This window comes from Halorientalis pallida (assembly GCF_049605515.1).
Lineage (GTDB): Archaea > Halobacteriota > Halobacteria > Halobacteriales > Haloarculaceae > Halorientalis > Halorientalis pallida_A.
Genome location: NZ_CP187158.1, coordinates 1,412,595 through 1,427,199 on the forward strand (window position 1 = coordinate 1,412,595; position 14,605 = coordinate 1,427,199).

Annotated in this window: 18 protein-coding genes; 10 read left to right on the forward strand and 8 right to left on the reverse strand. The window is 66.9% G+C overall.

Features of this window, described 5'->3' with window-relative positions; genetic code table 11:
• The first annotated feature begins 4 nt into the window (after nucleotides 1-4).
• The 4 genes from ACOZ4N_RS08925 (at nucleotide 5) to ACOZ4N_RS08940 (ending at nucleotide 2,416) form a co-directional block, all read left to right on the forward strand.
• Nucleotides 5-334: a DUF6114 domain-containing protein gene (locus ACOZ4N_RS08925; protein WP_424019575.1), complete on the forward strand. Its 330-nt coding sequence runs from the start codon at nucleotides 5-7 to the stop codon at nucleotides 332-334.
• 62 nt (nucleotides 335-396) lie between these two features.
• Complete coding sequence (locus ACOZ4N_RS08930) at nucleotides 397-681, forward strand: hypothetical protein (RefSeq protein WP_424019576.1); 285 nt, start codon at nucleotides 397-399, stop codon at nucleotides 679-681.
• A 174-nt stretch (nucleotides 682-855) separates the two neighbouring features.
• Complete coding sequence (locus ACOZ4N_RS08935; RefSeq protein WP_424019577.1) at nucleotides 856-1,761, forward strand: RsmB/NOP family class I SAM-dependent RNA methyltransferase; 906 nt, start codon at nucleotides 856-858, stop codon at nucleotides 1,759-1,761.
• Between the two features lie 142 nt (nucleotides 1,762-1,903).
• Nucleotides 1,904-2,416: a DUF7122 family protein gene (locus ACOZ4N_RS08940; RefSeq protein WP_424019578.1), complete on the forward strand. Its 513-nt coding sequence runs from the start codon at nucleotides 1,904-1,906 to the stop codon at nucleotides 2,414-2,416.
• Here the strand turns inward: ACOZ4N_RS08940 and ACOZ4N_RS08945 are convergent.
• The 4 genes from ACOZ4N_RS08945 to ACOZ4N_RS08960 form a co-directional block, all read right to left on the reverse strand.
• The gene (locus ACOZ4N_RS08945) at nucleotides 2,410-2,601 is read right to left on the reverse strand and encodes a DUF7333 family protein (protein ID WP_424019579.1); all 192 of its coding nucleotides are present in this window, start codon (nucleotides 2,599-2,601) and stop codon (nucleotides 2,410-2,412) included. The two genes, ACOZ4N_RS08940 and ACOZ4N_RS08945, sit on opposite strands and share 7 nt — an antisense overlap.
• 70 nt (nucleotides 2,602-2,671) lie before the next feature.
• Nucleotides 2,672-3,451, reverse strand: a complete 780-nt coding sequence (locus tag ACOZ4N_RS08950; RefSeq protein ID WP_424019580.1) for a hypothetical protein — start codon at nucleotides 3,449-3,451, stop codon at nucleotides 2,672-2,674.
• 99 nt (nucleotides 3,452-3,550) lie between these two features.
• Nucleotides 3,551-4,339 carry an aldo/keto reductase gene (locus tag ACOZ4N_RS08955; protein ID WP_424019945.1) on the reverse strand — a complete coding sequence of 263 codons (789 nt, stop codon included), beginning with the start codon at nucleotides 4,337-4,339 and terminating at the stop codon, nucleotides 3,551-3,553.
• A gap of 99 nt (nucleotides 4,340-4,438) precedes the next feature.
• Entirely contained in the window at nucleotides 4,439-5,725 is a 1,287-nt protein-coding gene (locus tag ACOZ4N_RS08960) for a digeranylgeranylglycerophospholipid reductase (protein WP_424019581.1), read from the reverse strand.
• Between the two features lie 306 nt (nucleotides 5,726-6,031).
• Between ACOZ4N_RS08960 and ACOZ4N_RS08965 the strand changes: the two genes are divergently transcribed.
• Together ACOZ4N_RS08965 and ACOZ4N_RS08970 are read left to right on the forward strand one after the other, a co-directional pair.
• A complete protein-coding gene (locus tag ACOZ4N_RS08965) occupies nucleotides 6,032-6,991 on the forward strand; it encodes an alpha/beta hydrolase (protein WP_424019582.1) in 960 nt (319 codons plus the stop codon).
• A 39-nt stretch (nucleotides 6,992-7,030) separates the two neighbouring features.
• Complete coding sequence (locus ACOZ4N_RS08970) at nucleotides 7,031-7,468, forward strand: GNAT family N-acetyltransferase (RefSeq protein WP_424019583.1); 438 nt, start codon at nucleotides 7,031-7,033, stop codon at nucleotides 7,466-7,468.
• A 6-nt stretch (nucleotides 7,469-7,474) separates the two neighbouring features.
• On the opposite strand, the gene ACOZ4N_RS08975 is transcribed toward ACOZ4N_RS08970, so the two are convergent.
• From ACOZ4N_RS08975 to ACOZ4N_RS08990, 4 genes are all read right to left on the reverse strand, one after another.
• Nucleotides 7,475-7,816, reverse strand: a complete 342-nt coding sequence (locus ACOZ4N_RS08975) for a DUF7344 domain-containing protein (protein ID WP_424019584.1) — start codon at nucleotides 7,814-7,816, stop codon at nucleotides 7,475-7,477.
• Between the two features lie 85 nt (nucleotides 7,817-7,901).
• Nucleotides 7,902-8,669, reverse strand: a complete 768-nt coding sequence (locus ACOZ4N_RS08980; RefSeq protein ID WP_424019585.1) for a helix-turn-helix transcriptional regulator — start codon at nucleotides 8,667-8,669, stop codon at nucleotides 7,902-7,904.
• Nucleotides 8,670-9,073: 404 nt separating this feature from the next.
• A complete protein-coding gene (locus ACOZ4N_RS08985) occupies nucleotides 9,074-9,937 on the reverse strand; it encodes a 2-oxoacid:ferredoxin oxidoreductase subunit beta (RefSeq protein ID WP_424019586.1) in 864 nt (287 codons plus the stop codon).
• Nucleotides 9,937-11,703: a 2-oxoacid:acceptor oxidoreductase subunit alpha gene (locus tag ACOZ4N_RS08990; protein WP_424019587.1), complete on the reverse strand. Its 1,767-nt coding sequence runs from the start codon at nucleotides 11,701-11,703 to the stop codon at nucleotides 9,937-9,939. The genes ACOZ4N_RS08985 and ACOZ4N_RS08990 overlap by 1 nt, the downstream gene beginning before the upstream one ends.
• Nucleotides 11,704-11,845: 142 nt before the next feature.
• Between ACOZ4N_RS08990 and ACOZ4N_RS08995 the strand changes: the two genes are divergently transcribed.
• Genes ACOZ4N_RS08995 through ACOZ4N_RS09010 form a run of 4 tightly spaced genes read left to right on the forward strand, consistent with a single transcriptional unit; the run spans nucleotide 11,846 to nucleotide 14,549 of the window.
• Complete coding sequence (locus tag ACOZ4N_RS08995) at nucleotides 11,846-12,487, forward strand: FAD-dependent oxidoreductase (protein WP_424019588.1); 642 nt, start codon at nucleotides 11,846-11,848, stop codon at nucleotides 12,485-12,487.
• Nucleotides 12,488-12,539: 52 nt separating this feature from the next.
• Nucleotides 12,540-12,920, forward strand: coding sequence for a hypothetical protein (locus ACOZ4N_RS09000; RefSeq protein WP_424019589.1), 381 nt, complete (start codon nucleotides 12,540-12,542; stop codon nucleotides 12,918-12,920).
• Between the two features lie 41 nt (nucleotides 12,921-12,961).
• Nucleotides 12,962-13,915, forward strand: a complete 954-nt coding sequence (locus ACOZ4N_RS09005; protein ID WP_424019590.1) for an alpha/beta fold hydrolase — start codon at nucleotides 12,962-12,964, stop codon at nucleotides 13,913-13,915.
• A 55-nt stretch (nucleotides 13,916-13,970) separates the two neighbouring features.
• Nucleotides 13,971-14,549, forward strand: a complete 579-nt coding sequence (locus ACOZ4N_RS09010; RefSeq protein WP_424019591.1) for an NUDIX hydrolase — start codon at nucleotides 13,971-13,973, stop codon at nucleotides 14,547-14,549.
• Nucleotides 14,550-14,605: the final 56 nt, after the last annotated feature.

A 14,605-nucleotide genomic window follows, 5' to 3' on the forward strand; every position in this document is an offset into this window, starting at 1 on the left:
CGGTATGCGTGGGAACCGCGGTCCCGTCGCCGGCCCGTTCGTGGTCGTCCTCGCCGGAGCCGTCATCGTCGCCGTGCCCGTCCTGTTCGGGGACGTACTCGCCGTCTTCGGTGCCGACAGCGTGCCGACGGTCGCGCTCGGGATCGGTGGTGCCCTCGTCCTCGTCGGCGTGGCCGCCCACCTCCAGCCCTCGTTCACGACCGAACTCGGTGTGGTCGCCATCGGCCTCTCTCTGCTGTCGGTGTTCGGCGCACTCGGCGGCCTCGTCGTCGGCCTCCTGCTCGGCGTCGTCGGCGGGAGCCTCTGTGTCGCCTGGAAGCCGTCGACGGAGTGACCGGGCCGACCGGTGTCCCGAGCCGCGAGAGGGTTTTGTGTCTCGGACTCGTCGCGTCCCGTATGGGTTCGATCACCCTCTTTACCACGTCGGAGTACGAGCCGCAGGCGTTCGACGCCGTCCTGTTCCGGGATCGGCTGGTCGTCTGCGTGCATGCGGACGAGGACTCGGTCCGCCTGGTGCCCCTCGACAAGGTCAACCACGTCGACGGGGACGCCGAGGACGTCCTCGTCGAGACCGAGATTCCCGAATCGTTCTACGGCGGGGCCGAGTACGGCTTCGCAGACGTGGAACAGTTCCCCGACCTGCAGGCCCACCTCGAAGACATCGAGAGCGAAGCGTACTGACCGCGCCGACCGAGTGGGGCCCCGGCTCGCTCGTTCGGAGACGCTCCCGCCGGTCGAGTCTCCCGGCTCGCGGCTCCGACGGTCCCCGCTCGCTCGTTCGGAGACGCTCCCGCTGGTCGAGTCTCCCGAGCCGGATGGCCGACGTTTTTACCGCCGGGAGCGAACGGACGGTCGATGGAGGTACTGGACCGCTACGAACCGCTGATCGACGACTTCGAGGCGTTCCGTGCGGCCTGCGAACGCCCCCTGCCGTCGGTGGTTCGCGTGAACACGATCAAGACCGACCCCGAGACCGCACGGGAAGCCCTGGAAGCCGAGGGGATCGAGGTCGACGCCTGCGAGTGGCATCCCGGCCTGTTCAGGCTGGACACTCAGCCCGGGGCGAACTGGCCCTACTACCACGGCTGGCTCCACGGCCAGGAGGAGGTCTCGGCCGTCCCCGCGACCGTCCTCGATCCCGACCCGGGCGACCGGGTGTGGGACGCCTGCGCCGCGCCCGGGAGCAAGACCACCCAGCTCTCGGCGCAGATGGAAGACCGCGGCCTGCTGGTGGCTACCGACAACAATCTCGGTCGCATCTCCGCACTGCGGAGCAACGCCGAACGACTGGGCGTCACGAACGTCGCCATCACCCGCGAGGACGCGCGCAACCACTCGCTGAAACCCTGGGAGTCGAAACCCTACGACGCCGCGCTGGTCGACGTACCGTGTTCCTGCGAGGGCACCATCCGGAAGAACCCCGACACCCTGGATGAGTGGTCGCTCGAACACGTCGAGGGCATCGCCGGCTCGCAGAAGGGCATCCTCCGACGCGCGGTCCAGACGGTCCGTGAGGGCGGCCACATCGTCTACTCGACCTGTACCTTCGCACCCGAGGAGAACGAGGCCGTCCTCGACCACGTGCTGGCAGAGGAGGACTGCCGGCTGGTCGAGTTCGATCTGCCCCTCGACCACGCGCCCGGCGTCACCGCGTTCGCGGACGAGACCTTCGACGAGTCGGTCCGGAAAGCGAAGCGAATCTACCCGCACCACAACGATACGGGCGGCTTCTTCTGTGCGAAACTGGAGGTGACTGGATGACCTCGGTCGCTCCGCTCCCCTCCCACTCGCTTCGCTCGCGGGAGCACGGTCGTTCCCACTCGCTCGGGCAGGGCGCTTCGCGCCATCTGCCGCTCGCTCGTCTCCCACTCCCTGCTCACGCTCACCACACGGGGTGGTTCGCGTGAACCACGACGGTCAGACCTTCGTCCGCCTCCCGACCGATCCCGACGACCGGATTCACGAGGATCAGCCGACTCGCGAAGAAGTCCTCGACTGGTGGGACGAGCGGTTCGGAATCTCGCGGGACTTCCTCGCCGAGTTCAGCTACTGGGAGAAGGGTCGCGGGAAGATCTGGGCGTTCCACGCCGACACCGACTCGCCCGTCCAGGTGGAGGGACTCGGCATGAGCGTCCTGCGGACCCGTGGCGACCACTGGAAACCGACGACGAACGCGGCCCAGCGGTTCGGAAATCGAGCGGAGCGAAACGTGATCCACCTCACCCGCGAGCAGGCCGAGGCGTTCGTCGCGGGCGAGGATCAGGAGCTTCCGTGGGACGGCGACTGGGGCTACCTGATCGCCACCCACGACATCGCCGGGGAGACCGAACCGCTCGGCGTCGGCCTCTACCTCCACGGGGAGTTGCGGTCACAGATCCCGAAAGGGCGGCGGCGGGACCTCGGTGCGGATCAGTAACCGGCGCGGTACTCCCCGTGTTTGACGCCCAGGAACAGACAGATCGCCCCGAAGACGGCCATCGACGGCAGGACCATCATCAGGACCGTCCGTGTCCCCATCATCGGCGCGACGAGCAACGCGCCCACACCGACGGCGATCACCGCCGCGAACAGTACCACCGTCTTCGTCAGGTCGAACTCCATATCTGACCCGTGGGGGGCGACGAAAATCAGGATTGTGTTTCCGGGCGGGACGGCGCTCCTCTCGGCGGCCTCAGTCGTCGTCGCCGTCGTCACCGCTGTCGGCTTTCGGCCGGACGAGGTCGGCCAGCGTCACCAGGATGCCCAGGACCCAGCCCACGGGGACCGAGAGCCCGAACCACATTCCGGCGAAGGCGATCCCTTCCAGGTCGTAGCGGGTCCGGAGGTACGCGTTCACGTCGGCGAAGTCGAGCGGGTTCTCCAGGAGCCAGATCGCGAGGCTCTCGCTCCGCGGGAGGACGACCTCCGCGACCGTCGGCGAGTACAGCGCCGCGACGACCGGCGGGAGGAAGATCGCCGTCATCGCGAAGGGCCACGCGAACAGGACCGTCGTTCCCCGGCCGCCGATGACGCGGAAGCCGACCGCCAGCGCCGCGGCGACGACCGCGACCGTCGAGGCGGCCGCGACCGCGAAAAAGCCCTCCGTGAGCCCGTCGAACCGGACGTACGACGCCGCAGTCAGCGCGCCCCAGAGGACGATAAAGAGGGCGACGACGCCCACGGTCCCGAGTCGGAGCGCCGCGCTGTCGAGTCGCCGGCTCTGGAAGCGCAGGATCACGCCGAGCAAGACGAGTGGGTAGACGAGTCCGATGATCGGAATCCCGAGGTAGTACCAGGTGTTGTAGGTCACCTTCTCCCGGGCCGTCTTCGGTTGCCACTTCCCGAGGACCGAACTCGAAGCGTTGCGCTGGCGCGGAAAGAACAGCTCCATCCAGGTCTCGTGCATCCGCCGGAGATCGAAGCGGATATCGTCGACGACACCGCCCGACGCGCGTCCGCGTCCCGCTGCCATGTGCGGCGGGTTACGACGCGGGGGGCATAATCATTCTGGCCTCGTCAGACGAGTGTCAGCGCGAGTGAATTCGAGCGGCTCGGCGGCCGTTCCGGTCGGTCACCAGGCGTCGGGTGCGAAGTCCGGGTGGACGCGGCGGTCGCGCTCCTCGATGGCGTCGATCCGGTCGATATCCTCGTCGGTCAGGTCGAGGTCGACGCTCCCGAAGTTGTCCCGAATGTGGGCCTCGCTCGTGGCCTTCGGGATGGCGGTGACGCCTTTCTCGGTGAGCCAGGCGAGACTGACCTGCGCGGGGCTGGCGTCGTGGGCCTCGGCGATGTCGACGATGGTGTCGTTCTCGAACACCTGGCCGCGGGCCAGCGGCGAGTACGCGACCAGTTCGAGGTCGGTGTCGGCGGCGAACGCCCGCAGTTCCTCCTGGGGCAGGAGCGGGTGCATCTCCACCTGGTTGGCGAACACGGGCATGTCGGCGTGGTCGCGGGCTTCCTCGACGTGGTCGGGCTCGAAGTTCGACACGCCGAAGTGTTCGATCTTGCCCTCGTCGTACAGCTGGTTGAACGCCGAGATGGTCCCTTCGGGGTCGTACTCGCGGGCCGGCCAGTGGATGTACAGCAGGTCCACGGAGTCGACGCCGAGTTTGTCGAGACTGTCTTCCGTACTTCGAATCACGTCGTCGTGGGAGAGCTGTGAGATCCACACCTTGGTCGCGAGGAACACGTCCTCGCGGTCCACGTCGGCCTCGGCGATGCCGCGACCGACGGCGTCCTCGTTGCCGTAGGCCTGCGCGGTGTCGATGTGGCGATAGCCCATCTCCAGCGCGGTCCGGACGCTCTCGGCACACTGGTCGGCGTCGTCGTTCTGCCAGGTGCCGAGACCGAGCATCGGCATGCCGCTGGCTCGCGGGACGCTCTCGGAGTCGAGTTGGGGAGTCATAGTCACTGGAGGAATGGGTGCCGCGCGCAAAACCGTTGTGAAACCGGCACCGATCTAGTTCTGAAAGAGCTTCGCGATGGCCGCGACGGCGCTGGCGGGGTTGGACCCGGCACCGTCGAACCGCTGTTTCGCGTAGTCGACCAGCAGGGGGAGGTCGCCGGTGTGGATGAGCTTCCCGATGGCCAGCGGACTCCCCTTGTTGGCCTTGGCCAGCGTCTCGTCGGGCGTCTGTCGTAGGTCCGCCATCAGCTGGTCGTAGCGCTCGTTGGGGGCGAGATAGAGGAGCTTCGTCATCAGCAGTCGGTTGCGCATCCGTGGGGCGACCCGGTCGTGCCAGAGGTCGTCGTAGGTCGCCATGTTCTCGGCGGAGGTGTCGGGCTCGTTGGGCGTGAGGCACTTGTCGGCCGTGACGGCCGCGACGCGGCCCGACTCCATGCACTTGTGGATGCCCTCGCCCCACAGCGGGTCGATGGTCGGCACGGTGTCGCCGATGGCCATGAAGTTGTCCGTACTCAGCCGGCCGGGCATCTGGATGTGGGCCGATCCGCGGTGCATCTTGCCTTCGAGTTTGGTCGCGTTCTCGAAGCGGGGATCGGTCTCCAGCCAGTAGTCCAGATGTTCGTCGATGGTCATCCCGTCTTTCCCCCGGGACTGGAAGCGCTCGTTCTGGATGTAACAGAGGCCGACCTTGGCGGTGTCCTCGCCGGTGTGGAAGATCCAGGAATAGCCGCCCGGCGCGAGGTCGTGGTCGAGCCGGAGCATCATCGCGTCGGTCAGGTCGGCGTACTGGTCGTGGTCCACGTCGATGCCCTCGAACTCGTACTCGATGCCGATAGCCTGGTTCTGGCGTTCCAGGTCGCTCACACCCAGTTCACGGGCCAGCGGCGCGGACGGGCCGGTCCCGTCGATGATCACGTCGGCGTAGACCTCCTCGGAGCCGTTGTACTCGACGCCGACGATCTCGCCGCCGTCCATGATGGGGTTGGCGACGCGGGCGTCGAACCAGTACTCCGCGCCCTTCGAGCGGCCTTCCTCGACCAGCCACTGCTTGAAGTCCGCGAATTCGAGGACCGCACCGGCCCGTTCCTGGACGTAGTGGTCGTTGGGCGACTCCAGGACGACGTTGTCGGTGTAGTTCATCACCACGTCGCTTGGCACGTTGAACGAGGCCATCATCGACGGGAACGTGCCGGCGGTCGACTTGTTGCTCTGGCGCGGGAACTCGTCCTCGGCCTCCGTTTCGAGGACGAGGACGTCGTAGTCCCGTGCCGCAAGGTCGCGAGCGCACTGTGCTCCAGCCGGTCCTGCACCGGCGACGACTACGTCGTAGTGATCAGTCATAGCGTCGTATTGTGAACTGCAGATCCGTTCTCGTGGCGCTGTTCCCCACCGGAAACCGAACCGTCTCGTCGTGCGCAACACCGACACCCCGACGCCGAGTCCGTGACGACGGCCCCCACCGCGTCACCCCCCACGATGTTTTCGGACTGCGCACTCATTGTTCTCCATTATCGCCTCATCTCCTAAAAAAGGACCCTCTCCGCGGCGAAAACAGCCGGCTCTCGCGGCCTGGATCGCGGGCGCTTAAAAGTGGCCGTAAGTGAGAGGTAGAACGTTCATCAGGGGCCCGGTGTGAAAGAAAGGCATATGTTCGACGACCAGCCGGTACGGGGGGAGCTCGACGAACACGTCGAGAACATGCTCGACTTGCTCAACGACTACGACATCACACTCTCGAAGGGGACACCGGAGGACGCACGCGAGCAGTTGACGATCATGACGAACCTCTCGACGGGCGAGCCCGAAGACGTCGACACCGTCGAGGACGTCGAGATTCCGGGCGCCGGAAACGGTGAGGAACCCATCCCGGCTCGGGTGTACGCCCCGGCCGGAGACGGCCACCCGACGGTGACGTTCTACCACGGCGGCGGCTTCGTCGCGGGCGACATCGACACCCACGACGAACTCTGCCGGATGCTGGCCAACCGCGCGGAGGCGGTGATCGTCTCCGTCGAGTACCGCAAGGCACCGGAGGCCCCGTGGCCGGAACCGATCAAGGACGCCTACGCCGGCGCGCAGTGGACCAGCCGCAACGCCGACGAGTACGGCGGGGACACGAGCACGCACGTGGTCGCGGGCGACAGCGCCGGCGGGAACCTCAGCGCCGTCGTCTCGCTGATGGCCGCCGAGCGCGGCATGCCGAACATCGACCGGCAACTCCTGCTCTACCCGGCGACGACCTACATGGACCCGATGCCCTCGCGGGCACAGAACGGGGACGGCTACTTCCTGACGGCCCAGGACATGCTCTGGTTCGTCAAACACTACATCGACGACGAGATCGACGCTCACCACCCGTGGGCGTTCCCGCTGAACGCTCGGCGTGACAAACTCGCCGAGACGCCGCCGGCGTTCGTCCTGACCTGCGGGTTCGACCCGCTCCGGGACGAGGGCCACGCCTTCGCCCAGGAACTCGCCGAGGCCGGCGTCGACGTGGAGTACAGCAACCACGAGTCGATGATCCACGGCTTCCTCAACATGGAAGGCATCGTCGACCACACCTACGAGGGCGTCGAGGAAGTCGCCGAACAGATCCGCAAAGCCTGACGGCGCGGCGTTTTTACTGGCGGCTCACTACCTGTCGGTATGATCGAGTCCGGCGTCGTCGTCGCCGACACCGAACGCGAGCGGGCCGACGCCCTCGCCGTCCGTCACGCCGTCTTCGTCGAGGGCCAGGGTATCGACGAGGACCGCGAACTGGACGGGCTGGACGACGAGGCGGTCCACGTCGTCGCGTACGACGACGGAGACCCCATCGGAGCGGCCCGGCTCCGCGAGCCCGAGACGGGAACGGGGAAAGTCGAGCGCGTCGCCGTCCGCGAGGAGAGACGCGGCGAAGGGTGGGGCCGGCGCGTGATGGCGACCGTCCACACCGCGGCCCGCGAGAGCGGACTCACGCGACTCGTCTTGCACGCCCAGACCGAGGTCGAGGGGTTCTACCGGCGACTCGGCTACCGGACGGTGAGCGACGAGTTCGAGGAGGCAGGGATTCCCCACGTCGAGATGGTCCGGGCACTGGACTGAACGGGGTCAGCGGCGCGTGAACTCGACGTGTTCCACGAGGCCGACCAGATCGTCGAGCGGGGGCCGTGGCTCCACCACCGTCGCCTCGGGATCGTAGCAGACGACCCCGAGCGCGTCGAGTTTCGGGAGCGTCCGGTGGTGCAGGTCGACGACGACCCGGTCGCTGTCCTGTGGCGTCTCCGGGTGGAGACAGATTTCGGTCGCCAGTTCCCGGGTGGTCACGGTCCCCTCGGTCCCGTGGAGGACACGGACGACGGCCCGCCGGCGCTCGTCGGCGAGCGCTTCGAGCGCGGCATCCGTCGAAAGCTCTCCGAATCCCGAGAGTCCGCCAACCGACTGCTGGTTCATCGAGTGCGGGTATGGACTACACCGCGAAAGTATTACTGAGCGACTTTCGATCAGATCCTGATCGAGGATCACGAAGTGATCGTGTTCAGAGTTCGCGTGTGTCGTCGGACGCGACGATCCCGTCGAGGAACTCCTCGACCCACTCGACGGCGGCGTCGGTGTCGTTCGTGACGACTGCCAGCAGGCGGTCCATGTCGTTGGAGACGGAGACGGCGACGCGGCCGTCACCCACCGCCGCGCCGTAGTTGTATGCGTGGTCGGTCGCGTACACCGTGGTGGTGTCGGCGTCGACGATAGCGCCGAACTTCTCGGGGTAGTTCGCCAGCCCGGTCTCGACGACTTCCTCGGAGAGGACGAGGCGGGCCGGTTTTTCCTCTTCGACGGTCAGTCGGTAGAACCCCTCGACGATGTAGGGGATGATCCGGTTCGAGTAGCCGTAGAACTCGCTGGCGGATCGGGCGAGGTCGACCATCTCCGTCAGTGGCTCGTGGGGCGCGTGATCCTCGGCGTGGTGGACCTCGGCCCCCTCCAGAAGCCGCATGTCGAGTCCGGCGTCGCGCGGGAGGTGTGAGAGCAACGTCTCGGCCTCGGTGAGTGTCTCCAGCGTCCCGGCCACACGCTCGAACTCCGCACAGCAGAGGTCCCCGAAGTTGGTCAACTCGTAGGCAGTCCCCGTCGAGGTGAGAATGCCCGCGTCCTCCAGTTCGCGGAAGGCGCGGTCGACCGTGGGCCGGGACGCCCCCGTCCGCTCCTGTACCAGCCGCTTGTCGAACTCGTCGTCACACAGACACTGGAACACGTCGTGGCGCTTGTAGAAGATGTGAAGAATCCCGGCGACGGAATCTTCGCTCATCACCCCACAACTCCGTCCTTACCGAGTAAAGTATTCTGGTCGTTACGTTCTCCGGGTAGCGTCGACGGGCGGTCTGCAATGCCGTCTCCGACGGCCCACCGACGGGCGACGGAATCCCCCTCGACGCTCGGGCCCGTGAGCGGCCGCATCACCGGTTCGGCGACGGTCGCGGTGCGTGGCGGTCGCTCGCGGGCACGGTCGTCGTGCGGAGCGCGCCGTCGGCGCGCTCCGCCTTTTTGGCCACTGGAAGACTCGCTTCGCTCGTCTTCCGAGTGCTCACGAGAGCTTCGCTCTCGTGGCATACCGAAAACCGGCGGTTTTCGTGGACCCCGCTCACTTCGTTCGCGAGAACCACGTTTTTGGCCGGGGGGTTCGCCCAGCGAACCCCCGGCGAAAAAGGTGGGTTAGTAGAACTCTCTGACCAGGTCCATCGCGTCCTCGGGCGCGCCCTCGGGGATGTCGGCCATGGAGTCGGTCAGCCCTTCACGCTCGTCGAAGGGGACGGAGCCGTCGTCCTGGTAGATGACGCCCTGGTACTCCTTGTCGGCGTCGAGGATGGCCGACTTGGCGTCGTCGTAGTCGTTGGGGTCGTGGTCGGTCTCGCTGAGGTCGACGATGGTGTCCCGGAAGTAGTCGTAGGTGTCCACGTCGTTGAAGGTGACACACGGCGAGTAGACGTTGACGAAGCCGAAGCCGTCGTGTTCGATGGCCTTCTTGACGATCTCGGTGTGGCGCTGGGAGTCCGAGCTAAAGGACTGGGCGATGAACGTGCCGCCCGCCGCCAGGGCCAGCGCGAGGGGGTTGACCGGGGGCTGTTTGGGGCCCTCGGGCGTGGTCGCCGTCTCGAACTCCTCGCGGCTGGTCGGCGAGGCCTGCCCCTTCGTGAGGCCGTAGATACGGTTGTCCATGACGACGTAGGTCATGTCGACGTTCCGGCGAACGGCGTGGATGAAGTGGCCCGCACCGATGGAGTAGCCGTCACCGTCCCCGCCGGCGACCATCACTTCCAGGTTGGGGTTTGCCAGCTTCGTCCCGATGCCCACGGGGAGTGCGCGGCCGTGGACACCGTGGAGCGCGTAGCTGTGCATGTAGGTGCCGATCTTCCCGGAACATCCGATCCCGGCGACGACGAAGGTGTCGTCCGGGGAGTTGCCGGTGTTCGCGAGGGCTTTCATCATGCCGTTCATCGTCCCGAAGTCACCGCATCCGGGACACCACGTCGGCTGCTTGTCGGATTTGAAGTCCGTGAATCTGATATCGGAGCTCATTATTCTGCCTCCACCTCGGTCGGTTCGCCGAGTTTCGCCTCGATTTCCTCTGCGAGTTCGTCGGCCTTGAATCGCACGCCGTTGTACTTGTTGACGCGCTTGACCCGCGTCAGCGAGTCGTGTTCGATCAGGTCGGCGAACTGTCCAGTCGCGTTACACTCGACGACGATCACGTCGTCTGCGGCTTCGATCTCCTCGGACAGGTCGGGACGGGGGAAGATGTACGGCACCGAGATGAAGCGCACGTCGGTGCCCTCCTCCTCGAGGAAGCCGAGTGCCTCCCGCATCGCGCCCTCGTTCGAACCCCACGAGAGGACGAGGGTGTCCGAGTCGGGATCGCCGAACTCCCGGTAGTCCCAGTCTTCTTCCTCGCGAGCGGTGTCGACTTTCCGTTCGCGCTTGTCGACCTGCTCGATGCGCACGTCCGTGTCCTCGGTCCGGCGACCGAGTTCGTCGTGCTCCAGGCCCGTCGTCATGTGGGCACCGCCCTCGACGCCGGGGAAGGTGCGCGGGCTGATCCCGTCGGCCGTCGGGAAGTGGGGCTGGAACTGCCCCTGTTCGTTCTGCCAGGCGTCGATGTCGTCCTCGTCGACGACCTTCCCGCGCTCGATCTCGACCTCGTCCATGTCGAAGGCCTCGGGCGGGAACGTCTGTTCGGTGACCGCGAGCGCCAGGTCCGCGACCAGATACACCGGTGTCTGGTACTTCTCGGCGAGGTTGAACGCCTCGACGGTCTTCCAGAAACACTCCGAGATGTTCGTCGGCGCGACGACGAAGCGCGGAATCTCGCCGTGGCCGCCGTACAGGAGCTGGTTGAGGTCGCCCTGTTCCTGTTTCGTGGGCATCCCGGTGGACGGCCCGGACCGCATCACGTCACAGATGACGAGGGGGGTCTCGCTGGTCGCCACGAGCCCGAACGTCTCGGTCATCAGGTCGATGCCGGGCCCCGAGGTAGCCGTCATCGCGCGGGCTCCCGCGCGGGCCGCGCCGAGGGCCATGTTGATCGCGGCGAGTTCGTCCTCCGCCTGGACGACCTTCCCGCCGTAGCGGTCGATCCGGCCGGTCAGGTACTCCATCACGTCCGTCGCGGGGGTGATGGGGTAGCCCGAGTAGAACCGACAGCCGGCGGCGATGGCACCCATGCCGATTGCCTCGTCGCCGTTCAGGAGGACGTAGTCGTTGTCCGTGGTCTCGACGTCGTAGTCGAAGTCGTGGTCGAACTCCTCGGCGACGTACTCCTGGCCGAGTCGGGCGGCCTTCTTGTTGTTCTCGACGATGGCCTGTCCCTTGTCTTTGAACCGCTTTTCCAGCGATTCGTCGAGGTTCTCGATGGGGAAGTTCGTCACCTCGCAGGCGGCACCGAGCGCGACGATGTTGCGCATGATCGCGCCGCCGGCATCTTCGGCCAGCGACTTCAGGGGCACGTCGAGCCCGATCATCCCGTCGGGAATCTCGACGTCCTGCATCGTGGTGCGCTCGCCGTCGTAGATGATGACGCTGCCCTCGTGGAGCTCCTCGAGGTTCTCGTCGATGGTTCGCTCGGTCAACGCGATGAGAATGTCGAGTCTGTCGACGACACTCTCGACGCGGTCGACCGAGGTACGTACCTTGTACGCCGTGTACCCGCCACGGATACGCGACGCGAAGTCCTTGGAGGTGAAGACGTGGCGACCGGCACGGGACAGAGCTTGTGCGAAAATCTTGCCCGTAGAGTCGATCCCGTCGCCAGCTTCACCGCCGATGGCCCAATTGAGGTCCGCGGGCATACTAGCGACCAGCTACCCAGCCACGACGCAAAAGCCTTCTGCAATAGGTGTTCCCACCGCTCTACCGGTCAGTTCGGTGACTGTACGTCCAGTTATATGCGGATCGAAAGCACCTTTCGGCAAGGGCCCGCAGAGGGGAAATATGGAAGACGAACCCCTCTCCGTCGCCGCCGTGTCGTCGGTCGGTCAGAACGCCGTCGCCATCGCCTTCGAGTCGCCCCCCGACTTCTCGGCCCGTCCCGGGCAGTTCGTCAAGCTCGTCGCCGAGGTCGACGGCGAGCGCGAGAGTCGCTTCTACACCATCTCCTCGTCGGACGTGGACGACACCTTCGAGGTCACCGTCGAAATCGACCCCGACGGGGCGCTCGGGCCCATCCTCGCGGAGCTGGAAGCCGGCGACACCATGACGATCTCCGGTCCCTACGGCAACGCCTACTACGAGGACGAACCCCGGGCCGTGATTCTCGCCGGCGGTCCGGGCGTCGGTCCCGCGGTCGGCATCGCGCGCCGCGCGCTCGCGGACGGCAACGAGGCCGCCATCGTCTACCGCGACGACGACCCCATCCACGAGGACGCCCTCGACGAACTCGCCGCCGAGGGCGTCACGATCCACGTGCTGGACGCCGACGACGACATGACCGAGGCGACGACCGACGTGTTGACCCACGACGAGGGCGAACAGGTGTTCGTCTACGGCTTCGCGGACTTTCTGGACGCCGCGACCACCGCCATCGACGCCGCCGGGGGCGACCCCGACGGAGCGAAGGTCGAGAACTTCGGCTAGGGCGGCGAAACGCGGGTGAGGTTTAACCCCCGTCGGTCGGTACTCGGTGGCGATGAGAGCGCGTCGGTGGGCCCGCCTCGCGGGCCGAGTCGGTGCCTGCCTGCTCGTCGTGAGTGCAGTCACGGCACTCGTCGTGTCGGGTTCGGCCGCCGTCCAGGCACAGGAGACCGCTACCGGGACGGCCACTGCGGGGAACGCGACCGGCAACGGCTCCCAGCTCCAGACGGCCGCGAGTGACGGCGACGACGGCGGCGGTGGCATCGTCGGGACCCTGCTGGGCCTCGTCGGCGGCGTGTTCGGGTTCCTCGGCGGTATCGTGGGCGCAATCGCCGGCTTTCTGGACAGCACCATCGGTCACGCGCTGGTCGGGATTCCGCTGGGAATCTACCTCGGTCTGAAGATCATCGCGCTGTATCTGGAGTACTACGACTAGCGTCCCGAACCGTTATTCGGGGGGCGACACCACGGTGGGCCATGGGACTGCGCGACGCGCTCGGCGACTGGTTCGGGGGCGAGGCGGAACGGACGACGGACGTGGCCACTGGAGAGTCCGCGGCGCTCGACCTCGCCGCCGAGATAGCCGAGAACCCCCGGACCGTCACGCTCCGTGACGGCCGGGAACTGGGTTACGCGACCGTCGGCGACCCCGACGGCGACCCCTTCCTGTTGTTCCACGGATTCCCCAACTCGCGCGTGTTCGCGGCGGCGTTCGACGACGTTGCTCGCGAGCAGGGCGTCCGCGTGATCGCGCCGGAGCGCCCGGGGTTCGGCGTCTCCGACCCGGACCCCGACCGGACGCTGACCGACTGGCCGGCCGACGTGGCGGATCTGGCCGACGCGCTCGACCTCGATAGCTTTCCGGTCCTCGGGATCTCTGCCGGCGGCCCCTACGCCGCGGCGACGGCGGCACTCCTCGACCAGCGCGTCGAGCGGGCGGGGATCGTCTGCGGTCTCGGCCCGATGGAAGCGGTCGGCCTCCGGGATCGACTCTGGTACTACAGCGCCCGCTTCCTGCCGCCGGCGGCGAAGCTCGGGCTGTGGCTCGGCGGGAAGCAGGCCCTCGACGACCGGGACGCCTTCCTCGAATCCATGGCCGACAGCGCCGCGCCCGCCGACGGCCCGGTCTGGACGGGCGAACTCGGGAAAGTCGTCCACGCGAGTATGGTGGAGTCGCGCCGCCACCACGGCCTCGATCCGCTGGTCGCCGAGACCGCGCTGTTCGGCCAGTCGTGGGGCTTCGACCTCGGGACGATCTCCGTCCCGACGTGGCTGTGGTACGGGAAAGTCGACACCGTCGTTCCGCCGGCGATGGGGTACTATCTCGCGGACGCCATTCCGACCGCCGAGTCGCACTTCTACCCCGATCTGGGACATCTCTCGACGGTCGCGGAGACCGAGCGCGAGGTCTTCGAGACGCTCTCTGGCTGACCCGTTCTGCCGGGTCGGAGGACATTTCAGTGCGAACGAAAAGGGTGGAACGAGGATGGCCCGCGACGTGAATCGGACGGAGGTCGACCGCCGGCAGGACCGGCTCCTGTCGGAGTACGGTGACGTGCCCGTCCGCGAGGAACACGAGGAAGTGCCCGCCGACGTGTTCCCGGAGTTGCGCGACCTGGCCACGGAGGGGTACACCGGCGGCGGCTACGTCTGGGTGGTCCGCGAACCCCCTGAGACGGCCCCGCTCTCGGAGTCGCTCCCGGCCGACATCCAGGAGGATCGGCGCGTCCTGATGATCCTCTCGCGGGGCTCGACCCGGTGGGGCCTGCCCGGCGGCGGCCGTGAGTGTGGCGAGTCCTACGAGGAGGCCGCGGTCCGGGAAGTACGGGAGGAGACCGGAATCGACTGTCGGATCGTCGAACCGTTCCTGATCCGCCGCCGGGTCAGCGTTTCGAAAGGTGAACACGACGAACGCCTCCACACGCTGTGGGTCTTCTTCGACGGCCGGTACGAGGGCGGCCATCTCGCCATCCAGCCCGGCGAACTCAACGGTGCGGCGTGGTTCGCCCAGCCACCCGCGCGGATGCACCCGGAAGGCGAGTTCCGCGCCGCGGACTGGGGCTAATTGTTATCACTGCCGATAATACAGGAGATACCTTTTACTCCGTTGAGGGACACTTT

Excerpts from the sequence above, each read along its gene's own strand:
- ACOZ4N_RS08925 (WP_424019575.1), top strand. The coding sequence starts at position 5 with ATGCGTGGGAACCGCGGTCCCGTCGCCGGCCCGTTCGTGGTCGTCCTC.
- ACOZ4N_RS08930 (WP_424019576.1), top strand. The coding sequence starts at position 397 with ATGGGTTCGATCACCCTCTTTACCACGTCGGAGTACGAGCCGCAGGCG.
- ACOZ4N_RS08935 (WP_424019577.1), top strand. The coding sequence starts at position 856 with ATGGAGGTACTGGACCGCTACGAACCGCTGATCGACGACTTCGAGGCG.
- ACOZ4N_RS08945 (WP_424019579.1), bottom strand. The coding sequence starts at position 2,601 with ATGGAGTTCGACCTGACGAAGACGGTGGTACTGTTCGCGGCGGTGATC.
- ACOZ4N_RS08950 (WP_424019580.1), bottom strand. The coding sequence starts at position 3,451 with ATGGCAGCGGGACGCGGACGCGCGTCGGGCGGTGTCGTCGACGATATC.
- ACOZ4N_RS08955 (WP_424019945.1), bottom strand. The coding sequence starts at position 4,339 with ATGCCGATGCTCGGTCTCGGCACCTGGCAGAACGACGACGCCGACCAG.
- ACOZ4N_RS08960 (WP_424019581.1), bottom strand. The coding sequence starts at position 5,725 with ATGACTGATCACTACGACGTAGTCGTCGCCGGTGCAGGACCGGCTGGA.
- ACOZ4N_RS08965 (WP_424019582.1), top strand. The coding sequence starts at position 6,032 with ATGTTCGACGACCAGCCGGTACGGGGGGAGCTCGACGAACACGTCGAG.
- ACOZ4N_RS08970 (WP_424019583.1), top strand. The coding sequence starts at position 7,031 with ATGATCGAGTCCGGCGTCGTCGTCGCCGACACCGAACGCGAGCGGGCC.
- ACOZ4N_RS08975 (WP_424019584.1), bottom strand. The coding sequence starts at position 7,816 with ATGAACCAGCAGTCGGTTGGCGGACTCTCGGGATTCGGAGAGCTTTCG.
- ACOZ4N_RS08980 (WP_424019585.1), bottom strand. The coding sequence starts at position 8,669 with ATGAGCGAAGATTCCGTCGCCGGGATTCTTCACATCTTCTACAAGCGC.
- ACOZ4N_RS08985 (WP_424019586.1), bottom strand. The coding sequence starts at position 9,937 with ATGAGCTCCGATATCAGATTCACGGACTTCAAATCCGACAAGCAGCCG.
- ACOZ4N_RS08990 (WP_424019587.1), bottom strand. The coding sequence starts at position 11,703 with ATGCCCGCGGACCTCAATTGGGCCATCGGCGGTGAAGCTGGCGACGGG.
- ACOZ4N_RS08995 (WP_424019588.1), top strand. The coding sequence starts at position 11,846 with ATGGAAGACGAACCCCTCTCCGTCGCCGCCGTGTCGTCGGTCGGTCAG.
- ACOZ4N_RS09000 (WP_424019589.1), top strand. The coding sequence starts at position 12,540 with ATGAGAGCGCGTCGGTGGGCCCGCCTCGCGGGCCGAGTCGGTGCCTGC.
- ACOZ4N_RS09005 (WP_424019590.1), top strand. The coding sequence starts at position 12,962 with ATGGGACTGCGCGACGCGCTCGGCGACTGGTTCGGGGGCGAGGCGGAA.
- ACOZ4N_RS09010 (WP_424019591.1), top strand. The coding sequence starts at position 13,971 with ATGGCCCGCGACGTGAATCGGACGGAGGTCGACCGCCGGCAGGACCGG.